We start from the raw sequence: 16,091 nt of genomic DNA, 5'->3' as shown, positions 1-16,091 counted from the left end.
TCATTCTAATTGTTATTATCTGAAAATTTTATCGATTCTAAGAATTGAGTGAGGCATCCCATCTCATGACTGACCGGATCAGCTTAGGCCAAATTTTTCTGGGGGGTTATATCTTGAATAAACGCAAAATCGGATTGGCGATGTCACTTGTAATCGCAGCGGGCACCATTTTAGGAGCATGCGGAAACAGCGAAAAAAGCAGCGGAAACAGTGAGGGCAAAAACAAATTCAGTGTGGCGATGGTCACCGACATTGGCGGGGTTGATGACAAATCCTTTAACCAATCAGCATGGGAAGGCATCCAAGCCTTCGGTAAAGATAATGGCCTGAAAAAAGGAAAAAACGGATACGACTACCTGCAATCTAAATCAGATGCAGATTATACAACAAACTTAAATAAATTAGCGCGTGAGAATTTCGACTTGATCTATGGCGTTGGTTATTTGATGGAAGATTCAATCAGTGAAATCGCCGATCAGCGCAAAAATACAAACTTTGCGATTATTGACGCAGTCGTCGATAAAGACAACGTCGCAAGCATTACGTTTAAAGAGCAGGAAGGCTCATTTCTCGTCGGAGTGGCCGCAGCTTTAACAAGCAAATCAGGAAAAATCGGATTTGTGGGCGGCATGGAATCCGAATTAATCAAAAAATTCGAAGTCGGCTTCCGTGCAGGGGTTCAGGCCGTAAAACCTGACGCAACTGTCCAGGTGAAGTATGCGGGCGGATTCGATAAAGCGGACGTTGGAAAAGCAACCGCCGAGAGCATGTATAAGTCAGGCGTTGATGTGATTTACCACTCCGCAGGCGCCACCGGCACAGGTGTCTTTACAGAAGCCAAGAACCTGAAAAAAGAAGACCCGAAGCGTGATGTTTGGGTGATCGGAGTCGATAAAGATCAATACGCAGAAGGCCAAGTAGAAGGAACAGACGATAACGTCACCCTTACTTCCATGGTCAAAAAGGTTGATACAGCAGTTGAAGATTTAACAAAGAAAGCAAGCGAAGGCAAATTCCCCGGCGGAGAAACGCTTACATACGGACTTGATCAAGACGGAGTCGGCATTTCTTCCTCTAAACAAAACCTATCGGATGATGTAATCAAAGCAGTTGATGATTGGAAGAAAAAAATCATCGACGGATTAGAAGTGCCGGGAACAGAGAAAGAGCTGAAAAATTTCAAAGCTGAATAAGAATCGCGGGGATAAGGAGAAGAGCCCTTATCCCTTGTTTTTCTTTCAGAGCAAAGCTGCACATGTCCTTGCGGCTTTTCTATTGCCAGCCTCTTATTTAAAAGCATCTTGAAAAAAGGAGCGGTCAATTCTGTGGAATATGTCATTGAAATGCTCAATATACGCAAGGAGTTTCCCGGTATCGTCGCAAATGACAACATTAATCTTCAGGTCAAAAAAGGCGAAATCCACGCGCTGCTCGGTGAAAACGGAGCGGGCAAATCAACTTTGATGAACGTCCTTTTCGGGCTGTATCAGCCAGAAAAGGGGGAAATTCGGGTCCGCGGTGAGAAGGTGCACATCAACAGCCCGAACAAAGCGAATGATCTCGGAATCGGCATGGTGCATCAGCATTTTATGCTTGTCGATACATTTACAGTTGCTGAAAACATTATTCTCGGGAAGGAGCCGAAAAAGCTCGGGCGGATTGACCGAAAACGGGCTGTCCGAGAGGTTCAGGACATTTCCGACCGATACGGACTTCAAATTAATCCTGAGGCAAAAGTAGCTGACATATCCGTCGGCATGCAGCAGCGTGCAGAAATTTTAAAAACCCTCTACCGCGGGGCTGACATTCTGATTTTTGATGAACCGACAGCTGTGCTGACGCCTCATGAAATCAAAGAGCTCATTCAAATCATGAAGAACCTCGTCAATGAGGGAAAATCAATTATTTTAATTACCCATAAACTGAAAGAAATCATGGAGGTTTGTGACCGCGTTACCATTATCCGCAAAGGAAAAGGCATCAAATCACTGGATGTCCGGGATACAAATCAAGACGAGCTCGCCAGTCTGATGGTCGGCCGCGAGGTATCGTTCAAAACAGAAAAAAAAGCGGCTCAGCCGGGATCTGAAGTGCTGGCGATTGACAGAATCACTGTAAAAGATACTCGCGGAGTAGAAGCTGTAAGGAATTTATCGCTTTCTGTCAATGCCGGAGAAATTGTCGGCATAGCCGGCGTTGACGGAAACGGACAGTCAGAGCTGATTGAAGCGATTACAGGACTCCGAAAAACGGAGTCTGGAACCATTTCCTTAAACGGAAAACAGATACAAAACCTGACGCCGAGAAAAGTAACGGAATCCGGAATCGGGCATATTCCACAGGACCGCCATAAACACGGCCTCGTTTTGGATTTTCCGATCGGTGAGAATATCGTGCTCCAAAGCTATTACAAAAAGCCTTATTCAGCATTCGGTGTTTTACATAAAGGCGAAATGTATAAGAAAGCACGCAGCCTGATCAGCGAGTACGATGTCAGAACCCCCGATGAATATACACACGCGCGGGCATTGTCAGGCGGAAACCAGCAAAAAGCAATTATCGGAAGGGAAATTGACCGAAATCCTGACTTGTTAATCGCCGCCCAGCCGACTCGCGGCCTTGATGTGGGAGCGATTGAATTTGTCCATAAAAAACTCATTGAACAGCGTGATGCCGGAAAAGCCGTTCTTCTTCTATCGTTTGAGCTGGATGAAATCATGAATCTCAGTGACAGAATCGCCGTCATTTTTGAAGGCAGCATCATATCCAGCGTCAATCCGCTGGATACGACTGAGCAAGAGCTCGGCCTCTTGATGGCGGGAAGCACGCAAAAGGAAGCGGGGAAAGCAAATGGTTAAACGACTCTCTCATTTACTCGTGCCGCTCATTGCAATCATGCTCGGCTTGCTGGCTGGCGCACTAATTATGCTTGCGAGCGGATACAGTGTGATCAGCGGCTATTCCGCTTTATGGAATGGGATATTTGGAGAAATCTATTACATCGGGGAAACCGTCCGGCAGATTACACCTTATATTTTATCTGGATTAGCTGTTGCTTTCGCGTTCCGAACCGGGCTTTTCAATATCGGGGTAGAGGGACAGCTGCTAGTGGGCTGGACAGCTGCCGTTTGGGTCGGAACGGCGTTTGACGGACCGGCATATATTCATATGCCGCTTGCACTGATCACAGCGGCTGCAGCAGGCGGTTTATGGGGATTTATTCCCGGCTTTTTAAAAGCACGGTTCTATGTTCATGAGGTCATTGTCACCATTATGATGAATTATATCGCGCTGCATACGACCAATTATTTGATTTCAAAAGTCCTGACAGACAATCAGGATAAGACGGAAAAAATTCACGAATCGGCCTCACTGCGCTCGCCGTTTCTTGAGCAGATTACGGATTATTCAAGGCTTCACTGGGGGATCGTCATCGCCCTTCTCGCAGCTGTTGTTATGTGGTTTATGATTAACAAAACAACGAAAGGCTTTGAGCTTCGGGCAGTCGGATTCAATCAGCACGCGTCCCAGTACGCCGGTATGAGCGTGCGGAAGAATATTATGACCTCCATGCTCATTTCAGGAGCTTTTGCAGGCCTTGCAGGTGCCATGGAAGGTCTGGGAACATTTGAATATGCAGCTGTCAAAGGCGCATTTACCGGCGTCGGCTTTGACGGTATTGCCGTCGCTCTTCTGGGCGGGAACACTGCGGTCGGTGTTGTGCTTGCGGCAGCATTGCTTGGCGGCCTCAAAATCGGGGCATTAAATATGCCGATTGAATCAGGCGTACCTTCTGAGGTTGTCGATATTGTGATTGCCATTATCATTCTGTTTGTTGCTTCAAGCTATGCCATTCGTTTTGTCGCGGATAAATTGAAGAAAAAGGGGGCGAAATAAGTGGACTTTCTGCAGATTGTATCAATCATTGTCCCTGCCACACTCGTATACGCAGCCCCGCTTATTTTAACCGCTCTCGGCGGCGTATTTTCCGAGAGATCAGGCGTCGTCAATATCGGCCTTGAAGGCCTTATGATTATCGGAGCATTCACCAGTGTTTTATTCAATTTATTTTTAGGCCCTGAATTGGGAGCCGCAGCACCTTGGCTTTCGCTCATTGCCGCTATGGCAGCCGGCGCGCTGTTTTCACTGATTCATGCGGCAGCGGCGATATCGTTTCGCGCTGATCAGACAGTCAGCGGCGTCGCCATTAATATGCTGGCGCTTGGGGCTACTTTATTTATCGTAAAGCTGATTTACGGAAAAGCGCAAACTGACAAAATTCCCGAGCCTTTTTATAAAACAAGTATTCCCGGCTTGAGCGACATCCCCGTATTGGGAAAAATCTTCTTTTCAGATGTCTATTATACGTCTATTCTCGCAATTGTCCTGGCCTTTATTTCGTGGTTTATCTTGTTTAAAACCCCGTTCGGCCTCCGTATTCGCTCCGTCGGAGAACATCCGATGGCGGCCGATACTATGGGGATCAATGTTTACAAAATGCGCTATATCGGCGTGATGATCAGCGGATTGTTCGGCGGCCTCGGGGGCGGCGTATATGCGTCAACGATTGCCCTCGACTTTACGCACTCTACCATTTCCGGGCAAGGCTTTATCGCACTCGCCGCCCTTGTATTCGGAAAATGGCATCCGATCGGCGCACTCGGCGCTGCCCTGTTTTTCGGATTCGCGCAAAGCTTAAGCATTATCGGCTCACTGCTCCCTCTTTTTAAGGACATACCGAATGTATATATGCTGATTGCCCCTTACGTATTAACCATTCTCGCCTTAACCGGCTTTATCGGACGCGCAGATGCGCCAAAAGCAAATGGTGTGCCTTATATCAAAGGAAAACGGTAACCACATCTCCCTGGGAAGCGGCTTCTCAGGGATTTTTTCTGCTCCAAAATACCTAATTAATTTAGTTGTTTATTAATTATTTAACTTAAAAAAATATCCTTTGTTAGCGCTTTCTTGTAGACTGTAACAAACAATACATGGGGGTGTATGACAATGGGAGCAATTCACAAAACAGAGGAAGTTTTACCTGAGCACAAAGACACACAGGAGAAAAGCCTGTTTAAGAAAATATGGACTTGGGAAATCGGCGTGATTCCTCTCCCATTATATACAGCATTAGCTGTCATTATTATTCTTGCGGCCTATTACAACGAGCTGCCTGCAAACATGCTGGGCGGTTTTGCCATCATTATGATTTTAGGTGTCTTTCTTGGCGATATCGGCCAGCGGATTCCGATTTTAAAGGATATTGGCGGTCCTGCTATTTTATCTTTGTTTGTGCCATCTTTTTTAGTTTTTTATAATGTGTTGAATCCATCATCATTAGATGCTGTAACCAATTTAATGAAAACGTCTAACTTTCTTTATTTCTATATCGCTTGTCTTGTTGTAGGAAGCATTCTTGGAATGAACAGAACTGTTTTAATACAGGGATTCATCAGAATGTTCGTTCCTTTAGTAGCGGGCACAATTGCGGCGGTTGCGGCCGGCGTGCTCGTCGGATTCATCTTCGGCTACAGTGCCTATGATTCCTTTTTCTTTGTCGTTGTGCCGATTATTGCCGGGGGAATAGGTGAAGGAATTTTGCCGCTCTCGATTGCTTATTCGCAAATATTGGGGTCTTCCGCTGATGTGTATGTGTCGCAGCTGGTTCCTGCCGCTATCATTGGAAACGTTTTTGCTATTATCTGTGCTGCTTTAATGAAAAAACTGGGCGAAAAACGTCCTGACCTAAACGGCAATGGGCGTCTCGTTAAATCTAAGAAAGCGAACGATATTTTCAATCAAAAAGAGGCTGAAGCTAAAATTGACTTTAAACTGATGGGAGCCGGAGTCCTGCTCGCTTGTACGTTTTTTATTTTCGGCGGTTTACTGGAGAAATTCATCTTCATCCCGGGCGCTATTTTAATGATTATTTCAGCAGCTGCAATCAAATATGCAAATATCCTTCCGAAAAAAATGGAGGATGGCGCGTACCAGCTTTATAAGTTTATTTCATCAAGCTTTACATGGCCGCTTATGGTAGGCCTCGGGATTCTCTTTATCCCTTTAGATGACGTGGCGTCTGTGATTTCTATTCCGTTTGTCATCATTTGTATTTCAGTTGTCGTTGCCATGATTTCTTCCGGATATTTTGTAGGCAAGCTGATGAACATGTACCCTGTTGAATCCGCAATCGTTACCTGCTGTCACAGCGGTCTCGGCGGAACGGGAGATGTCGCCATTTTGTCCGCTTCAGGAAGAATGGGCCTTATGCCATTCGCCCAAATTTCTACACGCCTCGGCGGAGCTGGAACTGTCATTTGCGCGACGATTTTACTTCGCTTTTTCACTTCATAATCAAAAAAAGAGTTCCGTCTTAGACGGAACTCTTTTTTTATTTGTTCACAATCCGCATATACTCCCTGGGCCCAAACGGCCTATCCTTAGATTCCGCCTCACTCATTTTAGTTGACAGGTGGTGCTCCAATAAATACAGTTCCCAATCATCATTGTCTGCCACACGGGCACGGCCGTCATATTGATTCAGCATGAATGCCCCTGCACATATCGAGCAGAATAAACCTGAGCACATAAGGACCTTTCTCTTCACCATGATCAGCTCCTTACATACAGCTTGATCAGGAGCGATTTTAAATATACAAATGACCTGATTTTTGTTAAACTTATTTTAAGGTCAAAAGAACTTGTAAAATTCATTCGCGGCAGGTTGAAGCATGGCGGCTTCCAAAAAAGTGCGATATAATTTGGACTGGGTCGTTTGACCGTATATTCTAATTATTTATACATAGAACCGGTTTCAATTAAAGAAAAGGAGGTCTTGTCTTTGCAGCTCTTACATTTTGCTATTTTATCGCCTTTTGTATTTGCTTTTATCATTCCCTTTCTGGCAAAATACGCAAAAAGAGTGCATACGGGCTGGTTTGTTCTGATCCTGCCCGTCTTGCTGTTTATATACTTTCTTCCAATGATCAGAATGACTCAGTCGGGAGAAACATTACGATCGGTATTGGAGTGGATTCCTTCATTAGGCATTAACTTTACCGTTTATGTAGACGGTCTCGGACTGCTATTCGCCTTACTGATAACAGGGATCGGCTCGTTGGTCACTCTTTACAGTATTTTTTATTTATCGAAAGAAAAAGAACAGCTTGGGCCTTTTTATGTCTATTTATTAATGTTCATGGGCGCTATGCTCGGTGTTGTTCTTGTTGACAACGTCATGGTTCTCTACATGTTTTGGGAGCTTACCAGCCTTTCGTCCTTTTTGCTGATTGGATATTGGTACAAGCGTGAAAAATCTCGCTACGGCGCCGCAAAATCGCTCTTGATTACGGTAAGCGGCGGACTGTGTATGCTGGGAGGATTCATTCTTCTTTATCTGATCACAGATTCATTCAGTATCAGAGAAATGATCAATCAGGTTCAGTTGATTGCCGGCCATGATCTATTTATTCCGGCGATGATTTTGATTTTACTAGGCGCATTTACAAAGTCCGCCCAGTTTCCTTTTTACATTTGGCTGCCTGACGCCATGGAAGCGCCGACACCCGTCAGCGCGTATCTCCATTCAGCCACGATGGTCAAAGCGGGAATTTATGTGATTGCAAGATTCAGCCCTATTTTCGCCTTTTCAGCTCAGTGGTTTTGGATTGTTTCTCTCGTCGGGATTTTCACCATGGTTTGGGGTTCATTCCATGCCGTCAAACAAACCGACTTAAAATCCATTTTGGCGTTTTCAACCGTCAGCCAGCTCGGCATGATCATCTCGATGCTTGGTGTCAGTGCTGCAGCCCTGCATTACGGCCATACAGAATATTACACAGTTGCCGCCATGGCTGCCATTTTCCATCTCATCAATCATGCTACCTTTAAAGGAAGCTTGTTTATGGCAGTCGGCATCATTGATCATGAAACAGGCACGCGGGACGTCAGAAAGCTCGGCGGACTGATGGCGATCATGCCGATTACATTTACGATTTCCTTGATTGGCACATTTTCAATGGCTGGTCTCCCGCCGTTTAACGGATTTTTGAGTAAAGAAATGTTTTTCACCAGCATGCTTCGTGTGACACATGTCGATTTGTTCAACGTCCAGACGTGGGGAGCGCTGTTCCCTGTCCTCGCTTGGGCAGGAAGTGTGTTTACATTTATCTACAGCATGAAACTGCTGTTTAAAACATTTAAAGGCAATTATCAGCCTGAAAAACTCGAAAAACAGGCTCATGAAGCGCCGATTGGAATGCTCGTATCACCTGTCATTCTTGTTGCGCTCGCTGTCAGTCTCTTCTTTTTCCCGAATATATTGTCCTACAGCTTGATAGAGCCTGCGATGAATTCAATCTATCCGACACTGCTGGACAGCCATGAGAAGTTTCATGTTCATATTTCGCAGTGGCACGGGTTTACAGCTGAAGTTCTGATGACACTGGGCATTATCGCTGTCGGTACGATCGGATACTTGACGATAAACAAGTGGAAAGGGATCTATAAGCTGTTTCCATCGAAACTCACGCTCAATCGGTTATACGAGAAGCTCCTGATCATCATGGAAAAAGGCTCTTATCGAGTGACAAAACAATATATGACCGGATTTTTGCGGGATTATCTTCTGTATATCTTCGCTGGATTTATCATTCTGATGAGCGGGGCTCTGGTTTTGAAAGGCGGATTTTCCTTTACAACTGAGGGTATGGCGAAAATCGGCATATACGAAATGATTCTGACACTTGTCATGATCAGCGCGACAGCGGCGACTGTATTCGCCCGATCCAGACTGACGGCGATTATTTCACTTGGTGTTGTCGGTTATACGCTTGCATTGTTTTTTGTTATTTTCAGAGCGCCCGATTTGGCTTTGACCCAGCTGGTCATTGAGACGATTTCCGTCGCCCTGTTTCTGCTTTGTTTTTATCATTTGCCGAAACTGCGGCTGAAAAAGAAAACGAGAACGTTCCGAATGACAAACTTTATCATTGCTTTAGGAGTCGGCATTATTGTCACCCTGCTCGGTATTGCATCCTCAAGCCAGCGGACAAAAGACAGTATCGCCTCCTTCTTTACAAAGCACAGCCACGATCTTGGCGGAGGGGATAATGTCGTCAATGTCATCCTCGTTGACTTCAGGGGCTTTGATACAATGTTTGAAATTACGGTATTAACGATTGCCGCTCTCGGCATCTTCAGCATGATTAAAACAAAAGTAAAAGAGGAGGGGAAAAGCGGTGAATGAACAAAAAACAAATGACTTGATTCTTCAAACCGTGACAAAGCTTGTATCCTTTATCATTTTGCTTTTCTCTTTCTATTTATTTTTATCGGGGCATAACGCCCCTGGAGGAGGCTTTGTCGGCGGGCTGATCACGTCCTCTTCCATCGTTCTATTGCTCTTGGCTTATGATTTAAAAACCGTGCGTTCCATTTTGCCGATTAATTTCATTTACGTCGCGGGAGCCGGTCTGCTGCTCGCTGTCTTAACAGGCGTTGGCTCTTTTGTCTTCGGAGCGCCCTTCTTAACCCACACATTCGGTTACTTTCATCTGCCGATTTTAGGGAAAACGGAGCTCGCCACGGCGACGCTTTTTGATTTAGGTGTTTATCTTGTTGTCGTAGGCATTACGATGACCATTATTCAAACGATTGGAGAGGAAGAATAATGGAAATCTTAATGGCTGTTACAGCCGGTATTATTTTTATGGCTGCTACGTATTTGCTGCTGTCTAAAAGCCTGCTTCGGGTCATTATCGGAACAGCGCTTTTGAGCCACGGCGTTCATTTAATGCTGTTAACTATGGGAGGATTAAAAAAAGGCGCCGCTCCGATTTTGAGCGAGCATGCCAAGTCATTTGTCGATCCGCTTCCGCAAGCCCTGATTTTGACAGCTATTGTCATTTCATTTGGAGTTACATCCTTCATCCTCGTCATGGCGTTTCGGGCCTATCAGGAATTGAAATCGGACGATATGGATCAAATGAGGGGAAATGATCAACATGAATAATTTTGTTATATTGCCAATTCTGATCCCGCTCCTGTCCGCCATTCTGCTGATTTTCATGAACAAACACATCATGCTCATGCGGATCTTCAGCACTGCGGCATCCGCACTCGGGATTGTGATCAGCGTTTTACTCGTACAGACTGTTTTTACAAACGGCATTCAGACACTGAGTTTGGGCGGCTGGAAAGCCCCCTACGGAATTGTGCTTGTTGCAGATCAATTTGCCAGCCTGCTTGTTTTCACCACGGCAGTCATCGGATTATTGGTTGTGCTTTATTCCTTCCGTTCTATCGGTGAAAAACGGGAACGTGCCTTTTATTATTCCGGCGTGCAGTTTTTGCTGGCTGGTGTAAGCGGAGCGTTTTTAACAGGCGATTTATTTAATATGTACGTATTTTTCGAGCTTCTGCTTATCGCTTCTTATATGCTGATTGTATTAGGCGGCACAAAAATTCAGCTGCGGGAATCGCTTAAATACATTGTGTTTAATATCGTGTCATCAGCATTGTTTGTCATCGGCGTCGGCTTTTTATACGCTGTGACCGGCACATTAAACATGGCGGATTTAAGTGTGAGAATCAGCGAATCCGGACAAACTGGGCTGATTACTGTAATCGGTGTCCTGTTACTCATCGTGTTTGGTATGAAGGGCGGGATCTTCCCTCTCTACTTTTGGCTTCCCGGCTCTTATTACGCGCCGCCGGCAGCCATCTCCGCATTGTTCGGCGCCTTGCTGACAAAGGTCGGATTATATGCGATCACAAGAGTGTTCACACTGATTTTCATTCACGATACAGCGTTTACCCACCAGCTGATGATATGGCTCGCGGCTCTCACTGTCATCTTCGGTGTCATCGGTTCACTTGCCTATCAGAATGTCATGAAAATCGTGATCTATAACATTATTACCGCTGTCGGCGTTATTTTGTTCGGTGTTGCAGTTCAAACGCCCGCATCCATTCAAGGTGCGATTTACTACCTGATTCACGACATGCTGATTAAAGGCGCATTATTTATGCTGGCAGGCACGCTGATCGCTTTGACAGGAACAGCAAGCCTGCAACGAATGGGCGGGCTGATCAAACGATACCCCGTTCTTGGATGGATGTTCTTCATGTCGGCTGTATCTCTTGCCGGCATCCCGCCTCTCAGCGGATTTGTAGGCAAATTTAAAATTGCAGAAGGCGGCTTCGCTGAAGGTGAATTTACGATTTCCATGCTGATCCTGCTTTCAAGCCTGCTCGTCCTGTATTCCGTGTTAAGAATCTTTATCCATGCGTTTTGGGGCGAAGAAAAAGAAACACCGAAGCAAAATCTTAGAACAGCTAAAGGGCTTCTATATCCGGCAGCTATTTTTCTCTTGCTGTCTCTTCTCTTCGGATTGGGTACAGAATGGGTGTCACCGTACGTTGATCAAGCGGCCGAGACTTTGCTGAATCCGGAAAAATATATTGAAGCTGTTTTGAAGGAGTAGATCGCATGGCATTTCAAATTTTATTAAATGTGTTTCTCGCTTTTTGCTGGATGTTCCTGAGCAATGACGCAAGCGCCGCCGGATTCATCACAGGCTTTATCCTGGGAATGATCTCTCTCTTCTTCTTCCGGCGCTTCCTTGCTCATCCGTTTTATCTATGGAAAACGTTTTCGATTATCAAACTTTTTTTGATCTTTATAAGGGAATTATACCTTGCCAACGTCAGTGTGCTGAAAACAGTCCTGTCGCCAAAACTGGATATCAAGCCAGGCATATTCGCATTTAAAACAGAGCTGACAAAGGATTGGGAAATTACCCTGCTTTCACTGCTTATTACATTAACGCCGGGAACATTGGTCATGGATATTTCCGATGACCGGACCATTCTCTATATTCACGCGATGGATATTGAGGATGCGGAAAAAGCGATTTTTGATATTCGTGAGTCATTTGAAAAAGCCATACAGGAGGTGAGCCGCTGATGTTTACGTTAATCCTTCAAATCGCGCTCGGCATTATAGCGGTGTCCACCCTGTTGTATGTCGTTCGTGTCATCAAAGGGCCGACTGTTCCTGACCGGGTTGTGGCTCTGGATGCAATCGGCATTAATCTGATAGCGATGACAGCGCTTGTCTCCATCCTGCTGAATACGAGTATTTTTCTTGATATCATATTATTGCTAGGTATTTTGTCTTTTATCGGAACCATTGCGTTTTCTAAGTTCTTAGAGAAAGGAGAGATTATCGAAAATGATCGTGATCGCTAAAATAGCAGTGGCGATATTTATCTTAATGGGGGCGCTAATCTGTCTTGCGGCTTCCTTCGGGACGCTTCGCCTTCCCGATATGTACACACGCTCTCACGCTGCTTCTAAAGGCTCAACATTAGGGGTAAATATGATTTTGCTCGGTGTCTTCTTCTTTTTGTGGTTTATAACAGGAGAGATATCAGCAAAAATTCTGCTCGGGATTTTCTTTATCTTTATTACGACGCCGGTCGGGGGACACTTGATCTGCCGAGCTGCGTACAACTCTGGCGTCAAGCTGGATGAAAGAAGTGTACAGGATGACTATAACGGAATCAGAAACTTTGTGATTAAACGAAAAGAGGATTCTTACCTATAAAAATGAGCAGCCGGACAGGCAGAGTTCCGGCTGTTTTTTTATTTTGTGATGACAGCCAGCGTGCATCTGGATATACAGATCAGCCTCTCTTGCTCGTCATAAATGTGAATCTGATACACAATGGTCGTTCTGCCTTTATGAACGGGCTCGGCTACCGCCTTTACCGTTCCTTCCTTGACAGATTTCAGATGATTGGCGTTAATCTCCAAACCGACACAAGCTTGTGTACGAGAATCGATTAGATGCTGGGCACCCACACTCGCCGCAGTTTCCGCAAGAGCCACTGAAGCGCCTCCATGCAAATAACCAAAGGGCTGGACGGTCCGGTGATCCACCGGCATCACTGCCACGCAGCGTTCCGCTGTGCTTTCTACAATTTCAATTCCCAGCGCGCCAAGCAATGTATGTTTCATATCCATAGTTTTAACTCCCTTATTTAAAGCACACCGTCTGATTTTGCAATCAACACCGCTTCCGTCCGGGAACCGACATTAAGCTTGTTGAAAATCGACGTCAGGCTGTATTCGATGGACCGCTTGCTTAAATGAAGCGCATCTGCTATTTCTTGGTTGGTAAAACCTTTTTCAACTTCTTGAAGAATCAGGCATTCTCTTGGTGTGAGCACATCTTGTTCTTTTTGAGAGGAAGGGGCCGGCTTTGTTTTTTGCTGAGTCATCAGCTGTTTAAAGTAAGCGAAATCGACTAAAATGTCTCCGTTGAGCACGTGATATATGTATTGGGTGATCTTTTCCTTTGATTCGGTTTTGCTGATGGCGCCGTGCAGACCCGCACGAATCGCTTCCTCAAAATAATCCTCGACCTCATAACCGGTATATACGATAATTTTACAATGAGGATTCTCTTGTAAAATCTGTTTAGAAAGCTCCATCCCATTGACATCGCCGCCTAAGTTCAAATCCATTAAGATGAGATCATATGATGAGAAATCATGCTGGTGTATGAACTGTTCGCTGGGTTCAGGACTGAGACAATCAACAGACAAATTCGAATCCGTTTCCAAAATTGTCTTGGTGCCTTCCATGACAGCCGGATGGTCATCAATCACTAGTATCTTTTTCATGTTTTCCTCCCTTTTACTCACTCATTTCCATTTTATAAAAAAGACTTGGCTTCTGCCAAGTCGTTTACGTTATAAAACCATTACAATTCCATTTCAATATCGGCCTTAAAGCCCTTTCCTTCACTTGTTTCGATTCGGAGGCGTCCATCTAAAGCCCTGACTCGCTCCTTAATGCCAGAAAGACCCATACTCATGGAATGTTCGTTATTTTTCTCCAGATCAAATCCGACACCATCGTCCTCATAATGAAGAACAATTTTGTTCTGAATACTGATCAGCATGATAAGCACTTCCGTCGCCTGAGAGTGTTTCACTGCATTTGATAAAAACTCTTGAATGATCCGGTACAAATTCAGCTGCGAATCCAAATCAAGCGACGCCGTAAATCTGCCGGTATTTAAGCGGATATGAAACGGAACCCGCTCCTGCTGCTGCGCCACCAGCTTGGACAACGCCTTCACCAGTCCCAAATCATACAAAAGCTGCGGCCGCAATTCATGACACGTCTCTCTCGTCATCGAAATCACATCAGACATCTGCTCATTCATCTGCACGAGCTTGTCCTGCACCTCTTCACGGCATGGATCATCATCCTTCTTAAAATCAGCCAAAAACAGCTCACACTGCCGTTTTAATGAAATCAAATCCTGAAGAACTGAATCGTGGAGATCGCGGGCGAGATCAGAGCGTTGTTTTTCTTCGATCGTGTACATGAGTTTTTTGAGCCATACCGGGTTGGATTCCTGTTGTTTTAAATCCTTAAGATGCACCATCAATTCTTCAATTTTCATAACGTTTTCCAATGAGACATTTGTATAGAACGCTAATGTTTGAAGCCATGCAATTTCATCTCTTGTTAATTTAAAAGTATTATAACTTGAGAAACAGAGTACTAAAAATGATCTGTCTCCTCGTTCACCTATTTTAATAATAAAACCTTGTTTAAACTCTTTAATTTTACCGATATCACCAGAAAAGTTTTTCACATATTGCTCATGATTTTTATAAGTCAGATCTTTAAAGTTATTCTTACTAAGGAGGTTAATTTCCCCTTTAGAATTATCATACACACAAGCATTATCTATGTTTAATACTTCTAGGATTGTATTTTTAAAGTGATTAAGTACTTGATCTACCGATGATGCTTGCTTAATTAACTGAGTAAATTTAAAAATTCCATCTTGATAATTAAATTTCTCTGTAAATCTTTTCAACTTGAAACGAAAATCAATGATCTCTTTAAAGTAAAAGACAGCAAACATAAGCAAATATATTACAAATGTTAGTTTAACGTAGTAAAAGTTATCTTCTGGTTTTTGAATGTAATTAAATATGGTGACCACAATAACAGTAGGTGTAATGGCTAAAAATCCATAGTATTTAAGCCGTCCTACAACAAAGTCAATATTATAAAGTCTATTTGTCATAAATTGATACACTAAAGAAAAAGGTATAACAAGTGTAAAAGCTGCCAAACTAAAGGGTGAAAGATACTTATCAAACAACACATAGGGAATAACAAAAAAGATAATAAAGGGACTAAAAGACAGGATATTTATATAAGCAAGGATTTTTAAAATTGACTTTTGCTCATTTTGTTTGATTTTTCTAATCCCTTGATGGATAAGGATAGATACAGTAAGGACTAGGACAAAAAAGGAAATCAAGTTCAAGTTAGACAAAAAAGCCGAAGAATTTAATCTATTACTCAAAACAGCTTCTAGTAACAGGTTTACGAGTGGAAGTATATACATTATGATTAAAATCTTCTTTTTGAATAACTTAGTGCCCAATTCCGCAAAGTATTTATATATGAAATGTATATATAAAATTGGACAACTTACTAAAGTAAGGACAAGCAGGTAAGTGCTAACCTCTTCACCTCTTCTTGCCCCGCAGGCACTTACATATGCTACTGATACAAATAACAAAAATAAGATTAAAACAAAAGCAGAAGATGATTTTCTTACTTTATTTATTCTGTAAACAAAAAATATACAAAATAAACAGATTGAATAAGATATGAGTGGAATGAGATACATAAATAAATTTTCTTCACTTATTAGGCTTACATTTTGTAAATGAAATGATTTATTATCTCTCTCAACAGTTAAGCTTTCTACGTTGACCAATCTTCCGCTCTCTAACTGGATTTCGCTTCCTTTTTGCCCATTCACTTCAAGAATGATGTCACCTTTTTTTACACCTGAATAATATTCATAATCCACAACTTTGGTAACCTCTAACTTACCCTGTTCATTAATCTTCACATCTGCACCTACAAAGATATTAAAAACAGAAATATAAGAGAGGTAGATCACATAAACAAAACTTAAAATGATAAAAGCTAGAGACAAATATTTATAGACGTTATTATTTATGTGCATCTCATCATCC

16 protein-coding genes are annotated in these 16,091 nt (G+C 43.5%); 12 read left to right on the top strand and 4 right to left on the bottom strand.

Annotation, left to right across the window (positions count from 1 at the left end; translation table 11 throughout):
• Window positions 1–113 precede the first annotated feature (113 nt).
• From nupN to maeN, 5 genes are all read left to right on the top strand, one after another.
• Window positions 114–1,193, top strand: a complete 1,080-nt coding sequence (nupN, locus tag ACQVGS_RS05275; protein ID WP_188323255.1) for a guanosine ABC transporter substrate-binding protein NupN — start codon at window positions 114–116, stop codon at window positions 1,191–1,193.
• 132 nt (window positions 1,194–1,325) lie between these two features.
• On the top strand, window positions 1,326–2,858 hold the full coding sequence (locus tag ACQVGS_RS05270) for an ABC transporter ATP-binding protein (RefSeq protein ID WP_106019473.1): 1,533 nt from the start codon (window positions 1,326–1,328) through the stop codon (window positions 2,856–2,858).
• On the top strand, window positions 2,851–3,897 hold the full coding sequence (locus tag ACQVGS_RS05265; RefSeq protein ID WP_106019474.1) for an ABC transporter permease: 1,047 nt from the start codon (window positions 2,851–2,853) through the stop codon (window positions 3,895–3,897). The genes ACQVGS_RS05270 and ACQVGS_RS05265 overlap by 8 nt, the downstream gene beginning before the upstream one ends.
• A complete protein-coding gene (gene nupQ, locus ACQVGS_RS05260) occupies window positions 3,898–4,857 on the top strand; it encodes a guanosine ABC transporter permease NupQ (protein ID WP_024122669.1) in 960 nt (319 codons plus the stop codon). It abuts the gene before it with no gap.
• Window positions 4,858–5,010: 153 nt separating this feature from the next.
• Window positions 5,011–6,357, top strand: coding sequence for a sodium/malate symporter MaeN (gene maeN, locus ACQVGS_RS05255; RefSeq protein WP_024122670.1), 1,347 nt, complete (start codon window positions 5,011–5,013; stop codon window positions 6,355–6,357).
• A gap of 37 nt (window positions 6,358–6,394) precedes the next feature.
• On the opposite strand, the gene ACQVGS_RS05250 is transcribed toward maeN, so the two are convergent.
• Window positions 6,395–6,610 carry a hypothetical protein gene (locus ACQVGS_RS05250; protein WP_099043587.1) on the bottom strand — a complete coding sequence of 72 codons (216 nt, stop codon included), beginning with the start codon at window positions 6,608–6,610 and terminating at the stop codon, window positions 6,395–6,397.
• A 234-nt stretch (window positions 6,611–6,844) separates the two neighbouring features.
• On the opposite strand from ACQVGS_RS05250, the gene ACQVGS_RS05245 reads away from it, so the two are divergent.
• Genes ACQVGS_RS05245 through mnhG form a run of 7 tightly spaced genes read left to right on the top strand, consistent with a single transcriptional unit; the run spans window position 6,845 to window position 12,613 of the window.
• The gene (locus ACQVGS_RS05245) at window positions 6,845–9,250 is read left to right on the top strand and encodes a Na+/H+ antiporter subunit A (RefSeq protein WP_491831120.1); all 2,406 of its coding nucleotides are present in this window, start codon (window positions 6,845–6,847) and stop codon (window positions 9,248–9,250) included.
• On the top strand, window positions 9,243–9,674 hold the full coding sequence (locus tag ACQVGS_RS05240; protein ID WP_255001771.1) for a Na(+)/H(+) antiporter subunit B: 432 nt from the start codon (window positions 9,243–9,245) through the stop codon (window positions 9,672–9,674). The genes ACQVGS_RS05245 and ACQVGS_RS05240 overlap by 8 nt, the downstream gene beginning before the upstream one ends.
• Window positions 9,674–10,015, top strand: coding sequence for a Na(+)/H(+) antiporter subunit C (locus ACQVGS_RS05235; protein ID WP_024122674.1), 342 nt, complete (start codon window positions 9,674–9,676; stop codon window positions 10,013–10,015). Before ACQVGS_RS05240 ends, ACQVGS_RS05235 begins: the two co-directional genes overlap by 1 nt.
• The gene (locus ACQVGS_RS05230) at window positions 10,008–11,489 is read left to right on the top strand and encodes a Na+/H+ antiporter subunit D (protein ID WP_151174477.1); all 1,482 of its coding nucleotides are present in this window, start codon (window positions 10,008–10,010) and stop codon (window positions 11,487–11,489) included. Before ACQVGS_RS05235 ends, ACQVGS_RS05230 begins: the two co-directional genes overlap by 8 nt.
• A gap of 5 nt (window positions 11,490–11,494) precedes the next feature.
• Window positions 11,495–11,971 carry a Na+/H+ antiporter subunit E gene (locus ACQVGS_RS05225; RefSeq protein ID WP_185848675.1) on the top strand — a complete coding sequence of 159 codons (477 nt, stop codon included), beginning with the start codon at window positions 11,495–11,497 and terminating at the stop codon, window positions 11,969–11,971.
• Window positions 11,971–12,255, top strand: a complete 285-nt coding sequence (locus ACQVGS_RS05220; protein ID WP_151174478.1) for a Na(+)/H(+) antiporter subunit F1 — start codon at window positions 11,971–11,973, stop codon at window positions 12,253–12,255. Before ACQVGS_RS05225 ends, ACQVGS_RS05220 begins: the two co-directional genes overlap by 1 nt.
• Window positions 12,239–12,613 carry a monovalent cation/H(+) antiporter subunit G gene (gene mnhG / locus ACQVGS_RS05215; RefSeq protein WP_059292644.1) on the top strand — a complete coding sequence of 125 codons (375 nt, stop codon included), beginning with the start codon at window positions 12,239–12,241 and terminating at the stop codon, window positions 12,611–12,613. The genes ACQVGS_RS05220 and mnhG overlap by 17 nt, the downstream gene beginning before the upstream one ends.
• Window positions 12,614–12,651: 38 nt before the next feature.
• Here mnhG and ACQVGS_RS05210 read toward each other — a convergent pair whose 3' ends face one another.
• The 3 genes from ACQVGS_RS05210 to ACQVGS_RS05200 form a co-directional block, all read right to left on the bottom strand.
• Window positions 12,652–13,032, bottom strand: coding sequence for a hotdog fold thioesterase (locus tag ACQVGS_RS05210; RefSeq protein WP_044158943.1), 381 nt, complete (start codon window positions 13,030–13,032; stop codon window positions 12,652–12,654).
• A gap of 17 nt (window positions 13,033–13,049) precedes the next feature.
• Window positions 13,050–13,694 carry a two-component system response regulator ComA gene (comA, locus tag ACQVGS_RS05205; RefSeq protein WP_024122680.1) on the bottom strand — a complete coding sequence of 215 codons (645 nt, stop codon included), beginning with the start codon at window positions 13,692–13,694 and terminating at the stop codon, window positions 13,050–13,052.
• Between the two features lie 80 nt (window positions 13,695–13,774).
• A complete protein-coding gene (locus ACQVGS_RS05200) occupies window positions 13,775–16,081 on the bottom strand; it encodes a sensor histidine kinase (protein WP_254517859.1) in 2,307 nt (768 codons plus the stop codon).
• Between the last annotated feature and the right edge of the window lie 10 nt (window positions 16,082–16,091).

This window comes from Bacillus sp. SD127 (assembly GCF_058566445.1).
Note: the sequence above shows the minus strand (reverse complement) of the source record. Positions and strands in the feature narration are given on the sequence as shown.